Source organism: Vibrio sp. OPT41 (genome assembly GCF_015163595.1).
Lineage (GTDB): Bacteria > Pseudomonadota > Gammaproteobacteria > Enterobacterales > Vibrionaceae > Vibrio > Vibrio alginolyticus.
Genome location: NZ_JADDYH010000016.1, coordinates 151,319 through 167,442 on the forward strand (window position 1 = coordinate 151,319; position 16,124 = coordinate 167,442).

At 44.4% G+C, this 16,124-nt stretch carries 11 protein-coding genes; 8 read left to right on the forward strand and 3 right to left on the reverse strand.

The features are described from left to right. Positions 1–372 precede the first annotated feature (372 nt). The 5 genes from calR (at position 373) to IQP38_RS09585 (ending at position 8,095) form a co-directional block, all read left to right on the forward strand. The gene (calR, locus tag IQP38_RS09565) at positions 373–1,332 is read left to right on the forward strand and encodes a LysR family transcriptional regulator CalR (protein ID WP_005379693.1); all 960 of its coding nucleotides are present in this window, start codon (positions 373–375) and stop codon (positions 1,330–1,332) included. 293 nt (positions 1,333–1,625) lie between these two features. Beyond that, the gene (locus IQP38_RS09570) at positions 1,626–3,434 is read left to right on the forward strand and encodes an AMP-dependent synthetase/ligase (protein ID WP_005379694.1); all 1,809 of its coding nucleotides are present in this window, start codon (positions 1,626–1,628) and stop codon (positions 3,432–3,434) included. Positions 3,435–3,883: 449 nt separating this feature from the next. Then, positions 3,884–5,608, forward strand: coding sequence for an acetolactate synthase 3 large subunit (locus IQP38_RS09575; RefSeq protein ID WP_193837534.1), 1,725 nt, complete (start codon positions 3,884–3,886; stop codon positions 5,606–5,608). 1 nt (position 5,609) lies between these two features. Then, the gene (gene ilvN, locus IQP38_RS09580) at positions 5,610–6,104 is read left to right on the forward strand and encodes an acetolactate synthase small subunit (RefSeq protein WP_005379697.1); all 495 of its coding nucleotides are present in this window, start codon (positions 5,610–5,612) and stop codon (positions 6,102–6,104) included. A 110-nt stretch (positions 6,105–6,214) separates the two neighbouring features. After that, entirely contained in the window at positions 6,215–8,095 is a 1,881-nt protein-coding gene (locus tag IQP38_RS09585) for a GGDEF domain-containing protein (RefSeq protein WP_005379698.1), read from the forward strand. A gap of 54 nt (positions 8,096–8,149) precedes the next feature. On the opposite strand, the gene IQP38_RS09590 is transcribed toward IQP38_RS09585, so the two are convergent. Further along, entirely contained in the window at positions 8,150–8,836 is a 687-nt protein-coding gene (locus tag IQP38_RS09590) for a GntR family transcriptional regulator (RefSeq protein WP_081008344.1), read from the reverse strand. 157 nt (positions 8,837–8,993) lie between these two features. After that, the gene (gene pykF, locus IQP38_RS09595; RefSeq protein WP_005379700.1) at positions 8,994–10,406 is read right to left on the reverse strand and encodes a pyruvate kinase PykF; all 1,413 of its coding nucleotides are present in this window, start codon (positions 10,404–10,406) and stop codon (positions 8,994–8,996) included. A 433-nt stretch (positions 10,407–10,839) separates the two neighbouring features. On the opposite strand from pykF, the gene IQP38_RS09600 reads away from it, so the two are divergent. Further along, positions 10,840–11,601, forward strand: coding sequence for a DeoR/GlpR family DNA-binding transcription regulator (locus IQP38_RS09600; protein WP_005379701.1), 762 nt, complete (start codon positions 10,840–10,842; stop codon positions 11,599–11,601). A gap of 110 nt (positions 11,602–11,711) precedes the next feature. Beyond that, the gene (gene glmS / locus IQP38_RS09605) at positions 11,712–13,544 is read left to right on the forward strand and encodes a glutamine--fructose-6-phosphate transaminase (isomerizing) (protein ID WP_033906046.1); all 1,833 of its coding nucleotides are present in this window, start codon (positions 11,712–11,714) and stop codon (positions 13,542–13,544) included. Between the two features lie 82 nt (positions 13,545–13,626). Here glmS and IQP38_RS09610 read toward each other — a convergent pair whose 3' ends face one another. Then, positions 13,627–14,709 carry a glycerol dehydrogenase gene (locus IQP38_RS09610; protein ID WP_005379703.1) on the reverse strand — a complete coding sequence of 361 codons (1,083 nt, stop codon included), beginning with the start codon at positions 14,707–14,709 and terminating at the stop codon, positions 13,627–13,629. Between the two features lie 353 nt (positions 14,710–15,062). Here IQP38_RS09610 and dhaK point away from each other — a divergent pair, with 353 nt between their 5' ends. Further along, complete coding sequence (dhaK, locus tag IQP38_RS09615) at positions 15,063–16,121, forward strand: dihydroxyacetone kinase subunit DhaK (protein WP_005379704.1); 1,059 nt, start codon at positions 15,063–15,065, stop codon at positions 16,119–16,121. Positions 16,122–16,124 lie beyond the last annotated feature (3 nt).

The window sequence follows — 16,124 nt, forward strand, 5'->3', positions numbered from 1 at the left end:
CAACTAATAACTGAGCTAAATGCATGCTTGTGTTGACCGCCTGTCCTATCAATTTGCTAAATACGTCCTCAAAGAATGCATTTTTACGTGTTTTATAGTTTTTTATGTTTTTATCAAGTCTTTGTTATTTAACAAATAAATACCTAATTGGCTAAAATTTACTGATTAAATATCAATCTAGTTGCGAAACCGCAATCGATTAGTTGATAGTACAGTTCGAGCCGGAAGTATCCGGACGATAAATATAATAAAAAGTTAGGTTATCTATTCGTAAAATGATTCGAATCCAGCCGCCGTCTTTTGTGCGAGATGGGATTCTATTCGTTATGAATTTAATGAACAAAGTTGACGATTACAAAAGAGGCGCACTCAATGTTAGAGAAGAAAGACGCGATGAGCGCAATTGCTAGCTACCGTATGGAAAGCACTTTGCGTGGTGTAGATTTAAACCTACTGACTGTATTTGATGCTGTAATGCAAGAGCAAAATATTACTCGTGCAGCACATAACCTAGGCATGTCTCAGCCGGCGGTAAGTAACGCCGTGGCACGCTTAAAAGTGATGTTTAACGACGAGCTATTCATGCGCCAAGGCCGTGGTATTCAGCCTACGCAACGAGCACGTCAACTGTTTGGCCCTATTCGCCAAGCACTACAGCTGATTCGTAATGAACTTCCTAGCTCTGTATTCCAACCAGAATCTTCGACTCGCTTATTCAAGCTTGCGATTTGCAGCCCTTGCGACATGCGTTTTGCTCCGAAGATCATGGCAAAAGTGAATCAACAAGCACCAAACGTTCAGCTTCACCTAGATGCAGAATTTGACCGTTTGTTGTCTGAGCGTATGCGCTACCAAGAAATTGATTTCGTGATCGACTACGCTCGTTTTGATGAGCAAGGTTTCTCAAGTACTGAAATCTTCAAAGATGAATTAGTGGTTATCGCATCAAAAACACACCCACGCATTCAAGGTGGTGTGACGGCTGAGCAACTGCTTAACGAAAAGCATGCGAAGTTATCGAAAGTGCATGGCCAACGTAGTTTCTCAGAGCAAGCGTACCGTGAACTGGATTGCCAAGCGGCGTATGAAGGTTCTAGTTTAAGCAACCTACTATACGTGGTGGGTCAATCTGAGCTTGTGACTATTGCACCACGTTGGATGGCGGAAAATGCGGTAAACAGCGATCAACTGCAAATTCTTGATTTCCCATTTGCGAACAAAGAAATCAGCGGCTTCTTAAGCTGGCATGAATCAAGTGAAAAAGATAAAGGCCACATTTGGCTACGCGATCAACTGATGATCACTTGTGGTGAAGTCGTTGCCGCAAAATAAGATGACGTTTGGTCTTCTCGATTAGACCATATTGGTAATCATCAATTTTTACAATTCATTGGTCCCCGAGCGATTTTTGTCTCTCGGGGCTTTTTGTTTTCGTAATCAACAATCGAAACAGTAAGTTAAATAGAGTAATCATTCAGCAATTTGAGGTACGTTCGCGACGTATAAGTGATAGTTGTCTCTTATTAGTGATAAGTTTGATACTGGTCAGTTGCGTTTTAGCAAGCCGTGAGTACACTTGTTCGCTCAATTAGCTTACGCCTGTAAGCCAAAAGGTAAGTAAAAGAATGGCCAAGTTAGATTTTCATATCGTTAAACGTATTCGTGAACAAATTGCGAACGGTGGTACACGCGTTGCACTCAAGCATAAAGTGGGTGAGGAGTGGCAAGGTATTACGTGGACGCAATTTGGTCAGCAAGTTGATGCTTTATCACTTGCACTTTTGGCTCAGGGATTAGGAGTCCAAGATAAGATCGGCATTTTCTCGAACAACATGCCGCAATGGACGATCGCTGATATCGCAGCACTGCAATTACGCAGCGTGACAGTACCTATTTACCCAACCAATACTGCCGCCCAGTCGGCGTACATCATTAACAATGCAGACGTCAAAGTTCTGTTTGTTGGTGAACAGCCTCAATTTGATGCAGCAGTGAGCATTTTCGACCAGTGCGAACAGTTAGAGCTCATTGTTGCGATGTCTGATGATATAGAACTTGGCGATCATGATTTCGTTATCTCTTGGCAAGCATTTGTTGCCAAAGGCGACGCTACATATCAAGTTGAATTGGACGCGCGTTTAGATCAGGCAAAAGAAGATGATCTACTCACGCTGATCTACACCTCGGGTACAACAGGCCAGCCAAAAGGCGTTATGTTGGACTACGCAAACATTGCGGCGCAATTGGAAGGGCACGATCAGCGCTTGAGCCTTTCTCAAAGTGACGTGTCATTATGTTTCCTTCCGTTGTCACACGTATTTGAGCGCGCTTGGACCTTTTATGTATTGTACAAAGGGGCGACCAACTGCTATTTGCAAGACACCATGCAAGTACGTGATGCACTGAGCCAGGTGCGACCTACCGTGATGTGTGCCGTACCGCGTTTCTATGAGAAGATCTTCTCTGCGATTCATGAGAAAGTGTCTCGCGCGCCGATTCATCGTAAGATCATGTTTACTTGGGCAGTCAACATGGGCGCAAAAATGGCCGCTTGTCATCAAGAAAAACGTCAGCCATCGCTCTTGCTGCGTAAGTCATACGCTTTGGCGGATAAGTTGGTTCTGAGCAAACTGCGTGCGCTACTTGGCGGGCAAATCAACTTTATGCCTTGTGGTGGTGCAAAGCTGGATGAAACCATCGGTCGATTCTTCCATGCGATTGGTATCAACGTTAAGTTGGGCTACGGCATGACTGAAACCACGGCGACAGTATCGTGTTGGGATGATAAATGTTTTAACCCCGACTCTATTGGTATGTCGATGCCTGGCGCACAGGTTAAGATTGGCGAAAACAACGAGATTCTGGTTCGTGGTCCAATGGTGATGCGTGGCTATTACAAAATGCCAGAAGAGACGGAAAAGACCTTTGATGAGCACGGTTTCCTAAAAACGGGCGACGCTGGTTACATTGATGAAAATGGCAACTTGTTCATCACCGATCGTATCAAAGAGTTGATGAAAACTTCAGGTGGTAAATACATCGCTCCACAAATGATTGAAGGTGCGATTGGTAAAGACCACTTCATCGAGCAAATCGCAGTCATTGCGGATACTCGTAAGTTTGTTTCTGCGCTTATCGTGCCTTGCTATGACTCGCTAGAAGAGTACGCGAAAGAGCTGAATATCAAATATCACGATCGCGTTGAGTTGATTAAGCACCACCAGGTGGTCGAAATGCTTGAGAAGCGTGTGAACGATCTTCAAAAAGAGTTGGCAAAGTTTGAACAAGTGAAGAAGTTTAAATTGTTACCAAGAGCTTTCTCTATGGATGATGGTGAGTTAACGCCAACTCAAAAACTTCGTCGTAAAGTCATCAATGACAAATACCAAGATGAAATTGAAGAAATGTATAAGGAAAAGTCGGATAAAAAGTAACTTAAGCTGACTTAGATTTTATATTGATGAAAAAATCCCCAGTGATGTGATCGCGCATTGCTGGGGATTTTTGTTTGTATTGATTTTTTCTGTTCTGCTCGTCAAATAACGCTATTTCGCACCCTGTAGCTAAAAGCTTATGAAATAATGTTCTTTTTTTAAGCGTTAATTTTTTAGGTTGTACTGTGAAATAGGAGATGTGTGGCTGCTATTCCTACTAACATTCTAATTACTAGTATCTTGTTTAAAAAGTAGACCAATCTCTCATTAGACCCTTTGATAATAAAACGTTACATTTGTTGGGTAACCTTGCGGGATGTTATGACGAACGCAAGACATAGCCGAAAACGTGGAAGTATTTCGATTAGGCTACGAATAAGACCTAGACTATGTAAAACCAGACCAATCCGTTGACCTTACGGTGAGGAAACTGGCTAAGGAGAGCAATTATGACAGCAATGTTGTCAGGCGCAGAGATGGTGGTTCAATCTCTGATAGAAGAGCACGTAGAGCAGATCTTTGGCTACCCTGGTGGGTCTGTTTTGGATATCTACGATGCACTGCATGCCAAAACCGATCAAATCAAACACGTACTTGTAAGGCATGAGCAAGCCGCCACTCATATGGCAGATGGTTACGCTCGAGCTACCGGTAAACCGGGTGTCGTACTTGTGTGCTCGGGGCCGGGCGCGACCAATACCATTACGGGTATTGCAACAGCGTATATGGACTCTATCCCAATGATCGTTATCTCGGGTAACGTACCGAATAGCCTAATTGGTAATGATGCTTTCCAAGAGTGTGACATCGTCGGTGTCTCCCGCCCAGTGGTCAAACACAGCTTTTTAGTAAAAAAAGCGGAAGATATTCCTGAAACAATCAAAAAAGCGTTTTATATCGCGACTACAGGTCGACCTGGTCCAGTTGTGATTGATTTGCCAAAAGATGTGATGAACCCGCAAATCAAACTGCCTTATCAATATCCAGAAACGCTTTCAATGCGCTCTTACAAGCCGACAACGTCGGGCCATAAAGGCCAGATTAAAAAAGCGCTTAAATCGCTATTAGAAGCGAAAAAACCAGTGCTTTATATCGGTGGTGGTGCGGTGATTTCTGGCGCCCATGAACATATTTTAGAGCTTTCCGACAAACTGAACCTACCAGTAGTGAGTACTTTGATGGGCTTGGGGGCATACCCGGGTACACATAAAAACTCACTGGGCATGTTGGGTATGCACGGCACTTACGAAGCTAATATGGCAATGCATGAAGCGGATCTTATTTTTGGTATCGGTGTGCGTTTTGATGACCGTACAACCAACAACCTTGAAAAGTACTGCCCAAACGCAAAAGTGATGCATATTGACATCGATCCGTCATCGATCTCGAAAAACGTGAAAGTGGATTTGCCGATCGTAGGTTCTGCGGAAAAAGTGCTGACAACCATGCTCGGGCTGCTTGCAGAGCAAGGTAGTGGAAATGATCAAGATGCTATCACTGCATGGTGGGATGACATTCAAGTATGGCGTGACCGCAACTGCTTGTCTTATGAAACCTCTCCAGAACGAATCAAGCCACAGCAAGTAATTGAAACGCTGCACAAGCTAACTAATGGTGACGCATATGTGGCGTCTGATGTGGGCCAGCATCAGATGTTTGCGGCGCTGTACTACCCATTCAATAAGCCGCGCCGTTGGATAAACTCTGGTGGTCTTGGCACCATGGGATTTGGTCTTCCGGCTGGCATGGGCGTGAAGTTTGCCATGCCACAAGAAGAGGTCGTGGTTGTGACTGGTGACGGCAGTATTCAGATGAATATTCAAGAATTGTCGACAGCCATGCAATACGACATTCCAGTGAAGATCATCAACCTGAACAACCGATTCTTAGGCATGGTAAAACAGTGGCAAGACATTATTTATCAAGGCCGTCACTCTAATTCTTACATGAGTTCTGTTCCTGACTTTGCAGCGATTGCAGAAGCTTATGGTCACGTCGGTATTCGTATCGAAACGCCTGATCAGCTCGAAGAAGGGCTACAAAAAGCGTTGGATATGAAAGATCGTCTGGTGTTTGTGGACATCAACGTAGACGAAACCGAACACGTATACCCGATGCAAATCAAAGGTGAGGGTATGGATAAAATGTGGCTAAGCAAAACGGAGAGAACTTAATATGAGACACATTATTTCATTGCTATTGGAAAACCAACCAGGTGCGTTGTCTCGTGTTGTTGGTTTGTTCTCTCAACGTGGTTACAACATTGAATCTTTGACGGTGTCACCGACTGATGATGAAACCCTGTCGCGAATGAACATTACCACGACATCTGATGAGATGCAGTTGGAACAAATTCAGAAGCAGTTACACAAATTGATCGATGTGCTGAAAGTGCAAGAAGTCACCGAGTATGAGCACATTGAGCGTGAACTGATGATGGTGAAAGTGAAAGCCAGTGGTTTTGCGCGAGCAGAAGTGAAGCGGACGGCAGACATCTTTCGTGGCCAGATCGTGGATGTCACGGCTTCCCAATACACCGTACAACTTGCGGGTACGAGTGAAAAGCTAGATGCCTTCATTCAAGCGATATCCGAAGTGACCGAAGTTGTCGAAGTTGCTCGTAGTGGTGTCGTTGGCATTGCGCGAGGAGAGCGAGCCCTCAAACCTTAACTCTCTGATTGCATATAGAAAAGCCACTTAATCTAAGTGGCTTTTTTGTTTAGAAAATAACAATTAATGATATAATTGTCGTTTTAGTAAGCATGATAGGCATTAGACGTGTGAAAGTACCTAAGCGAGTCGGCACCTTATTGGCGACAGCACTATTTTTTAGTGCACTCACTGCCGCTTACTACTATCAGAAATATCTGACGTTGTTAGAAAACAATGTTGAGAACACCGCTCAAGAAGCGTTACATCAATTGGCCTATACTGGCCGTGAATACAGCAATATTCAGGATCAAATCGAAACGATCAGTGACCTACTTGGTCACAGCCAAAGTCTGTATGAATATTTGCGCCAACCTAACCGGGTGAACCGTTCCATCTTAGAAGACATGTGGATCTCGGTCGCAATCAATCAAAAGTTGTATAAGCAAATTCGCTTTCTTGATGTTTCTGGTCGAGAAAAAGTGAGGATTAATTATGAGATTGAAACAGGCGCTGCGTTGCCCGCGATCAAATTGCAAAATAAGTCAGAGCGAGATTACTTTCAATTCGCTAAGAACTTAGACGATGGCGAAATCGCTTCGTGGGGGATAGGTTTAGAACGAGAGTATGGCGAGTTAGTCTATCCCTATAGCCCGTCACTGCGCATTTTGATGCCTATTTCGCTTAACGGAAAGCGCGAAGGGTATCTCGTCCTTAATGTTGATATTGACTATTTATCTTCTCGACTCAACTATTCGTCAGTGCTTGATTTCCATATTGAGCTGATTAAAAGTGACGGTTTTTACATTGATAGCCCTAAATCAGCTCGTTTATATGGCCATATAATTCCCGCTCGCTCTCAATTTAATTTTGGCCGGATGTACCCAAACATTTGGCGTAGTTTAAATTCAAAAGATTCGGGCTATGCTTACAATGGTTCGAATTTGGTCGCGTATCGCACCATCCAGTTTGTTTCTAGCGAACCTCTTCATCTGGTTATTGATCTTACCAATGAGCAGTTATTATCCCGAGCTCAGAGGGACATTGATGACTTAATCCAAGAAGCATTTTTTGTTCTAAGTTTGGTGCTCGGCTTCACTTTGCCGACGGCAGCCCTTGCTCTGCATTATCGGCGTCATAGTATGGAATCGAAGTTGGCTCGAGCTGCTCTTGATGGTATGACTGCGGTGATGATCTCGGATGCTTCGCATAGAATCATCATGGTTAATCAAGAGTTTGAAAACATGATGGGTTACTCAACCAAGCATGCCCAAGGTTGGAGTGCACATCATTTAATTCTCTTACCTGAAGATCTCGAAGCAAACCTGAGTATCTGGAAAACACTGAAGAGTGAACACGTATGGGAAGGGGAGATTCGTTGTCGAACTAAGTTTAATCAAGTCTTTACCGCAATAATGCGTATTCAGGCGAATTTAACCAAATCAGGTAAAGTGAGTTATTACATTACGTCGCTGGTGGATATCTCTGGGCAAAAAGAGTTAGAAGAAAAATTACGAAACCTAAGCGAAAAAGATGGCTTGACGGGGTTGTGGAACCGCCGAAAATTTGAAGAGCAATTGGCGCAATATGCGGGGATTATTGAACGCTATCCTGATAGCCCTCCTGCTTGTTTGGCGTTGTTTGATATTGACCATTTTAAGCGTATTAATGACGAGCTAGGCCACGACGAAGGAGACAAGGTGATTTGTAGTGTCGCAGAAACCCTCCTAGAAGAAGTCCGCAGCACAGACTTTGTATCTCGTGTCGGTGGTGAGGAATTTGCAGTGATCATGCCGCATACAACACTAGAAGAGGCTGAAATTGTATTGAACAGGCTACGTGTCGCGGTTCAAATGCGTAGTGATAGAGGCATTACTGTCAGTGCTGGGTATAGTGATTTAACCTCTGATCGTACAAGAACGTATAAATGTGCTGATATTGCTTTGTATGAGTCAAAAAGTGCAGGGCGTAACTGCGTATCGCTGTGTCATAGTTATGATGATATTGCTTAGTGCTTTTACAAAAACGAAAAAACGGGGATAGACCCCCGCTTTTTAGTCTCAGCGTTATTCGCTAGCCAGTATGCGACATTGGTTGTCGATGGCGGCTTCGATACACTGTATTGACTGTCTCAAATAACGCTCTAGATAACCTAAAGCATCCTGACTCTTTTTGTCTAGCGATGCCTTCATCAGCATTTCTTGCTCATCGAGATTACAGTGCCCAGGGCTCCCTGTGCCTAAAATCTGCATCGCGAAGTATTGGTAGCGTTTAATTTGCGTGAGTAGATCGCGGAAAAACCCAAACATATTGACAGAGCCAGCACCTTCAAACAGCGCAGTAAGAAACTGATTTTGGCGCTCTTCCCATTCCCTCCAGCAAAAGCTTTCGCCAGGTTTTACTCGGGATAACTTGTGATAAGCAGTTAGTACATCCAGTTCCCATTTTTCATCGCCAATCGTAATTGCCTTACTGAGTAAGCATGCGGAGACCATTTGCAGGCTTTCGTACAAGTCATGTAACTCATCTTTACATACAGGTGCAACCCAGCAGCCTTTTTGCGGCTCGAGTTTGACGTATTTGCTCCAAGATAATTGCACCAATGCTTCTCGAATGGGTGACGCTCCTACGTTGTACTTCTCTTTGAGTTCGGCAACCACGAGTTTTTGACCTGGTTTAAGCTCGCCATCGAGAATATCCTGACGGATCATTCTTAATACTTTGTCGGTAAGAGTGGGACTAGACACATACACCTCATAGAAACTTTAATCGTGACGATAAAATTAAACAGTACGAAATTCTGATAGAGGTAAATAATACAATTAGCCTATTATGAGAGCAAGAAAGCCATATAAAAAAGGAGGGCATAAGCCCTCCTTCTCAAGAAACTGAAGTGTTAAAAGTTCAGTCTTATAGCACGTGTACAGAAGCTGTGTTCGTAGTACCTGAAGCAACTAGAGCGCCAGAAACCATAACAACGATATCGCCTTTGTTACCTAGACCTGATTCTAGAGCAAGTTCTTTACCCGCTACGTAGAATGCGTCAGTGCTTTCGATTGAATCAACAACTACAGGAGTAACACCTTTAGTTAGAACTAGCTGTGCAGCAGTTTTCTTGTTAGTTGTTAGCGCTAGAATGTTTGCAGTTGGGAAGTACTTACGTACTGAACGTGCAGACTTACCGCCTTCAGTTGCAACAACGATAAGTGGAGCAGCTAGTTTCTCAGCTGTGTCTACTGCACCTTTACATACTGCTTCAGTGATGCGTAGGCGTGGGCTGTCTAGACGAGAACCTAGTTCAGCTTTTAGCGCTGAGTCAGTACGGTTCGCGATTTGAGCCATGATAGTTACCGCTTCAACAGGGTATTTACCTTTCGCCGTTTCACCAGAAAGCATTACTGCGTCAGTACCGTCCATTACCGCGTTAGCAACGTCGCCTGCTTCCGCACGAGTAGGACGTGGGTTGTTGATCATAGAATCAAGCATTTGAGTTGCTGTGATAACCATCTTACGTGCACGGTTACACTTCTCGATCATCATTTTCTGAGCGAAGATTACTTCTTCAGCTGGGATTTCAACACCTAGGTCACCACGTGCAACCATGATGCCGTCAGAAAGATCTAGGATCTCGTCGAAGTTATCAACACCTTCTTGGTTTTCGATCTTAGAGATGATGTGGATGTTCTCGCCGCCGTTTGCAGCAAGTACTTCACGGATTTCTTGAACGTCAGACGCTTTACGGATGAAAGAAGCTGCTACGAAGTCAACGCCTTGCTCACAACCAAACTTAAGGTCGTTCTTATCTTTTTCAGATAGTGCAGGTAGGTTTACAGAAACGCCAGGAAGGTTAACACCTTTGTTTTCGCCTAGTGCACCGTTGTTAAGAACTTTACATTTAACTTCAGTTTCAGTCTTAGAGATAACTTCCATCTCGATTAGACCGTCGTCTACTAGGATAGTGTTACCTACGTTTAGGTCGGCTGCGAAACCAGCGTAAGTTACTGCAACTTTATCTTTGTTACCTACAACTGAAGTGTCAGTTGTGAAAGTGAATTCTTGACCTGCTACTAGATCAACATCGTTACCGCCTTCTAGCTTGATAGTGCGGATTTCTGGACCTTTAGTATCTAGAAGAATTGCTAGTGGTTTGCCAGTAGCTTCCATTACTTTACGGAAGTTCGCGATACGAGTGCCGTGTTCTTCGTAGTCACCGTGAGAGAAGTTAAGGCGCATTACGTTCATGCCTGCGTTAACTAGTTCAGTTAGCTTCTCTACAGATTCTGTTTTAGGGCCAATCGTACATACGATTTTGGTCTTTTTCATGGAAGATACTCTCCGGTAAGTATAGTTACAATTTGAAAGTCGGTTATTTACTCTGAAGTCAGGACGTTTTTGATGACATTTAGTACCTGTCATCCACCGATTTTTCGTCTCATTATTAGAACTTCAGATTCTGAAAGTCTTTCACCAAGTTTAGTCATTTTATGACTAAAAGATCGGCGATTTTGGTTACCTTTTTGTGACTAATCCCACTTTATATGCAGAAAGTTGCAAAAAAATAGCCTTCAATTCTGTAATTTTTTTTCTTTTCGGTGGCGAATTCTACCACTGAATGAATCCAATATCACTGTTTAAGAATTGTCTTAGGACAAGGTTTTATCGAGAAATATTAATTTTTTGGATCGAAATAAATGGACTTGAAAGTTTCGGTTTGACTATAATAAGTTTCACATCGAAACTTAAAGTCAAAACTTAAATGTCGAAACGAAATACTCAATTAAGAAGACACGCCATTTCTAACTTGGTTTCTGAACTAGGAGAAGTCAGCGTTGATGAACTTGCTCAGAAATTCGAAACCTCAGAGGTCACGATTAGAAAGGATTTAGCTTCTTTAGAGAAAAACGGCCAACTTCTACGCCGCTATGGCGGTGCGATTGCTATCCCAAAGGAAGTCATTCACGAAGAATTGGGCGCTAATGTTTCGACTCGAAAGTTAAGCTTAGCAAAAGCAGCAGCATCATTGATTCGCGATCATAATCGCATCGTGATCGACAGTGGCAGCACGACTGCCGCGCTGATTCAACAGTTGAATGACAAACGTGGCTTAGTGGTCATGACCAACTCGTTGCATGTTGCTAACGCCCTAAATGAATTAGAGAGCGAACCGACACTGCTGATGACTGGCGGTACTTGGGATACGCACTCAGAGTCCTTTCAAGGCAAAGTAGCCGAATCTGTATTACGAGCTTACGACTTTGACCAACTATTCATCGGTGCGGATGGCATCGATCTCGAGCGTGGAACCACGACATTTAATGAGTTGGTTGGCTTAAGTAAGGTAATGGCAGAAGCGTCACGTGAAGTGATCGTAATGATAGAGTCCGAAAAAATCGGCCGTAAGATCCCAAACTTAGAGCTCGCTTGGCATCAAGTTGATGTGTTGGTGACCGATGCAGATATCCAAGCAGAGCATAAAGTACAGATTGAACAACATGGCGTGAAAGTCATTTGCGCCTAATGATGTAATCAGTTTCATATTTCACTTCCCTCTGGATAAAGGCCTTTGCTTGCTGCCTCTATTTGAAATCATGGCTAGGGAAGAACAAAACTACAAACGGAGATAAACACATGTGTGGAATCGTAGGTGCAGTAGCACAACGAGATGTTGCAGAAATTTTGGTTGAAGGTCTACGCCGCTTAGAGTACCGCGGTTACGACTCTGCTGGCGTTGCGGTTGTTGATGGCGAATCAAACCTAACGCGCGTTCGTCGCTTGGGTAAAGTACAAGAATTGGCTGATGCAGTAGAAGAAGCAAAAGTGATCGGCGGAACTGGCATTGCGCACACTCGTTGGGCGACGCACGGTGAACCTTCTGAAATCAATGCTCACCCACACATGTCTGGTGATATCGCAGTTGTCCATAACGGCATCATCGAAAACCATGAAGAGCTGCGTGAGCTGCTTCAATCTCGTGGCTACGTGTTTGAATCGCAAACGGATACAGAAGTTATCGCACACATGGTTGAGTGGGAACTTCGTACTTCAGAAACGCTATTAGAAGCGGTACAAAAAACAGCAAAACAACTTGAAGGCGCATACGGCACGGTAGCGTTGGATCGCAAAGATCCTTCACGCATCGTAGTAGCGCGTTCAGGCAGCCCGATCGTGATCGGTTTTGGTGTAGGTGAAAACTTCCTAGCGTCTGACCAACTTGCATTACTTAACGTTACGCGCCGTTTCATGTACCTAGAAGAAGGGGACGTAGCAGAAATTACTCGCCGTGAAGTCACTGTGTTTGATGCAACGGGTGAGCCAGTTGAGCGTGAAATTGTTGAATCTAACGCAGAGCATGATGCAGGTGATAAAGGCCAATACCGTCACTTCATGCAAAAAGAAATCTATGAGCAACCTAAAGCGTTGATCAACACAATGGAAGGTCGTATCACGGCAGACTCTGTTGTGACAGACGCGATCGGTGTGCACGCGGCAGACATTCTAAGCAAAGTAGAACACGTACAAATCGTCGCGTGTGGTACGTCTTACAACGCAGGTATGACAGCGCGTTACTGGTTTGAAGACATTGCTGGCGTTAGCTGTGATGTAGAAATCGCGTCTGAGTTCCGTTACCGCAAGTTTGTGACTCGTCCAAACAGCCTTCTTATTACGTTGTCTCAGTCTGGTGAAACTGCAGATACGTTAGCAGCACTTCGTCTTGCGAAAGAGAAAGGTTATATGGCGGCGATGACCATTTGTAACGTAGCAGGCTCTTCTCTGGTTCGTGAATCAGATTTTGCATTCATGACTCGCGCTGGCGTCGAAATCGGCGTGGCTTCAACCAAAGCGTTCACGACTCAGCTTTCTGCACTACTTATGCTGGTAACAGCACTAGGTAAAGAGCAAGGCCGCATCAGCAAAGAGAAAGAAAAAGAGATTGTTGAAGCGCTGCATGCACTTCCTAAGCAAATCAACGCGGCACTTTCTTTCGAGAAAGAAATTGAAGCACTAGCAACGGATTTTGCAGACAAGCACCACACATTGTTCCTAGGCCGTGGCGAGTTCTACCCAATCGCGATGGAAGCGTCTCTAAAACTGAAAGAGATCTCTTACATCCACGCAGAAGCGTACGCGGCGGGTGAACTAAAACACGGTCCTCTTGCGCTGATTGATGCTGACATGCCTGTTGTTGTGGTTGCACCAAGCAACGACCTACTTGAAAAGCTAAAATCAAACGTTGAGGAAGTACGTGCGCGTGGCGGTCTTCTGTATGTATTCGCAGATGCAGACGCAGGCTTCGAAGGCGATGAAACAATGAAGATCATCACGATGCCTCACGTTAGTGAAATCACGGCGGCGATCTACTACACCATCCCAATGCAATTGCTGTCTTACTACGTAGCACTGATCAAAGGTACGGACGTAGACCAACCACGTAACCTGGCGAAAGCGGTAACGGTTGAGTAATTACGCTTAACAGCAAAAATCCAAGCGGCACATGCGAGAGTATGTGCCGCTTTTTTATTTAAGCCCACTTTAAGGGGGTGAGTTATTGACCCAACTGGTGAGCGGTTAGAATTGCAGAGTAGACATTTTCTGCCGTCACTGGGAATGGCATATTGTGGATGGTTTCTCCCTCGGCCGTTGAGGCTTCGGCGACCTCGCGCAACTTAGCGTGGTTAAGCTCTTTAACGCCCATATCAAATAAGTTGGTTGGTAGACCTACAGAGCGGCAGAATGCAAGAACCGTATTAATCTCTTCCATCGCTGCGTTTTCTAGTACCAGCTGAACTAGTGTGCCGAACGCGACTTTCTCACCATGATAGAGATGATGACACTCTTCAAGCTTAGTTAGGCCGTTATGAATAGCGTGAGCACCCGCTAGACCACTGCTTTCAAAACCGATACCGCTTAGGTATGTATTGGCTTCAATAATGTTTTCTACCGCTTTGGTGCTCACACCATTTTCTACCGCAGCTTTTGCTTTTACACCATCTTCAAGCAAGGTTTCATAGCAAAGTTTCGCAAGCGCTTGTGCTGAACGCGTCGCTAACCCACCAGCCATTGTTGCCTTACCAGAAGTCATGTTGGCACGAGCTTCAAAGTAGGTGGAAAGCGCGTCGCCCATCCCCGATACAAGTAAGCGAACAGGGGCTTTGGCGATGACTGACGTATCCATGATGACCATGTCTGGGTTTTTAGGGATCATCAAATATTCTGCAAATTCACCTTCAGGTGTGTATATCACCGCAAGCGCTGAGGTTGGTGCATCTGTCGAGGCAATGGTAGGAACCACCACGACAGGAATTTTGGTGTAAAACGCAACAGCCTTTGCTGTATCTAACGTTTTACCACCACCAATACCGACAATAACATCGTGTTTTTGAGTGGCACAAATGTCCGTGATGCGTTCAATCTCAACGCGCGAACATTCGCCACCAAAAATGTTCATAGTGAGTGGAAGCTTTTCGTCAGCAAAACTTTGTTTGACGTCATCACCAACCAGGTTAGTCACGAACTCATCGGCAATTACTAACGGACGTTCACCCAATGTTTTCACATAGTGAGCGATAGATGTAAGTACTTGTTCACCTTGGACGTATTTGCTCGGGCTGATAATAATTTTGTCCATAATTCAAACCTTTAACCTTTTTTATGTGTGTTTTGGACTGCAATGAATATCCATTGTAGGGATAAGGTTTATATTAGGTTTGGTGTGGTAAGTGGTGAAGGATATCTCTGGTTTTGTTCCATGCTTTTATGACCTCTGTGTCAAACCGACTGCCAGAAGTAATAAGAATCAGCATGCTTTATGGCGACGATCACTATTCAGGAAAATTTGTCGTTTTTCGTTTCATATTGAAACAATAATGCCGAAGTTTTTGTTTCAATATGAAACGGATTGATTTTTGTTGAGCACGCATTTTCTCTGTTTAAGATGAATTCATACCCTACATAAAAATATAAATGGAATGAGATAGAACGATGAAAAAGTTAATTAACCAAGTTGATGATGTTGTATTGCAGCAAATGGAAGGTCTGGCTTTATCTCGCCCAGAGCTAAAAGCGAACTACGAACCTCGTTACATGTGGCACGAGGAAACACCGGGGCAAGTGGCACTGGTTTCTGGTGGTGGCTGTGGTCATGAACCTTTGCACGCAGGTTTTATTGGTAAAGGCATGCTGACAGGCGCCTGCCCTGGAGAGGTATTTACTTCACCAACGCCAGATCAAATGTACGAATGTGGCAACCAAGTGAATACTGGTGAAGGCGTGCTATTTATCATTAAAAACTACACCGGAGACGTGTTGAACTTTGAAACGGCTGTGGAGCTGCTTCATACCGATGGCATCAAAGTTGGGTCGGTGTTGGTGGATGACGATGTTGCAGTCAAAGACAGCCTGTATACTGCTGGTCGCCGTGGCGTAGCTGGAACGGTATTGGTTGAAAAGTTAGTTGGGGCTGCCGCGAGCAAAGGTTATTCGTTGGAGCAATGTGAAGCACTGGCTCGTCGCGTTAATAATCACTGTCGTTCATTTGGCGTGGCGCTTAATGCTTGTGTTGTACCCGCAGCAGGTAAACCATCTTTTGTTCTGGAAGATGATGAAGTGGAGTTTGGTGTTGGTATCCATGGTGAACCAGGTATCAAGCGAGTGAAATACACCGATGTCGATACGTTAGTGGATGAAATGTTTGCTGAAGTTGCTGAAAACACACCTTATCAGCGCACATTGCGTATTTGGAATCGTGACGAAGGTGAATGGGATGAAGTGGAATCCAGCATTGAGCCTTTCGCCGCTGAACACGACTACATCGTGATGGTGAATGGTATGGGCGGTACGCCAACTTCAGAGCTTTACGGAGTGTACCGCCGTCTGGCTCATAACTGCGAGCAAGCAGGGTTCCGTATCGTGCGTAATATGGTTGGTAACTTCTGTACGTCACTCGATATGGAAGGCGTTTCGATTACGTTGCTGAAGGCAGATAAAGAGATGTTGGAGCTGTTCGATGCTCCTGTCGATACGGCCGCGATCAAGTGGTAAGAG

Bases quoted from the DNA above. Each gene is read 5' to 3' on its own strand.
- calR (WP_005379693.1), top strand. From the start codon at position 373: ATGTTAGAGAAGAAAGACGCGATGAGCGCAATTGCTAGCTACCGTATG.
- IQP38_RS09570 (WP_005379694.1), top strand. From the start codon at position 1,626: ATGGCCAAGTTAGATTTTCATATCGTTAAACGTATTCGTGAACAAATT.
- IQP38_RS09575 (WP_193837534.1), top strand. From the start codon at position 3,884: ATGACAGCAATGTTGTCAGGCGCAGAGATGGTGGTTCAATCTCTGATA.
- ilvN (WP_005379697.1), top strand. From the start codon at position 5,610: ATGAGACACATTATTTCATTGCTATTGGAAAACCAACCAGGTGCGTTG.
- pykF (WP_005379700.1), bottom strand. From the start codon at position 10,406: ATGAAAAAGACCAAAATCGTATGTACGATTGGCCCTAAAACAGAATCT.
- IQP38_RS09600 (WP_005379701.1), top strand. From the start codon at position 10,840: ATGTCGAAACGAAATACTCAATTAAGAAGACACGCCATTTCTAACTTG.
- glmS (WP_033906046.1), top strand. From the start codon at position 11,712: ATGTGTGGAATCGTAGGTGCAGTAGCACAACGAGATGTTGCAGAAATT.
- IQP38_RS09610 (WP_005379703.1), bottom strand. From the start codon at position 14,709: ATGGACAAAATTATTATCAGCCCGAGCAAATACGTCCAAGGTGAACAA.
- dhaK (WP_005379704.1), top strand. From the start codon at position 15,063: ATGAAAAAGTTAATTAACCAAGTTGATGATGTTGTATTGCAGCAAATG.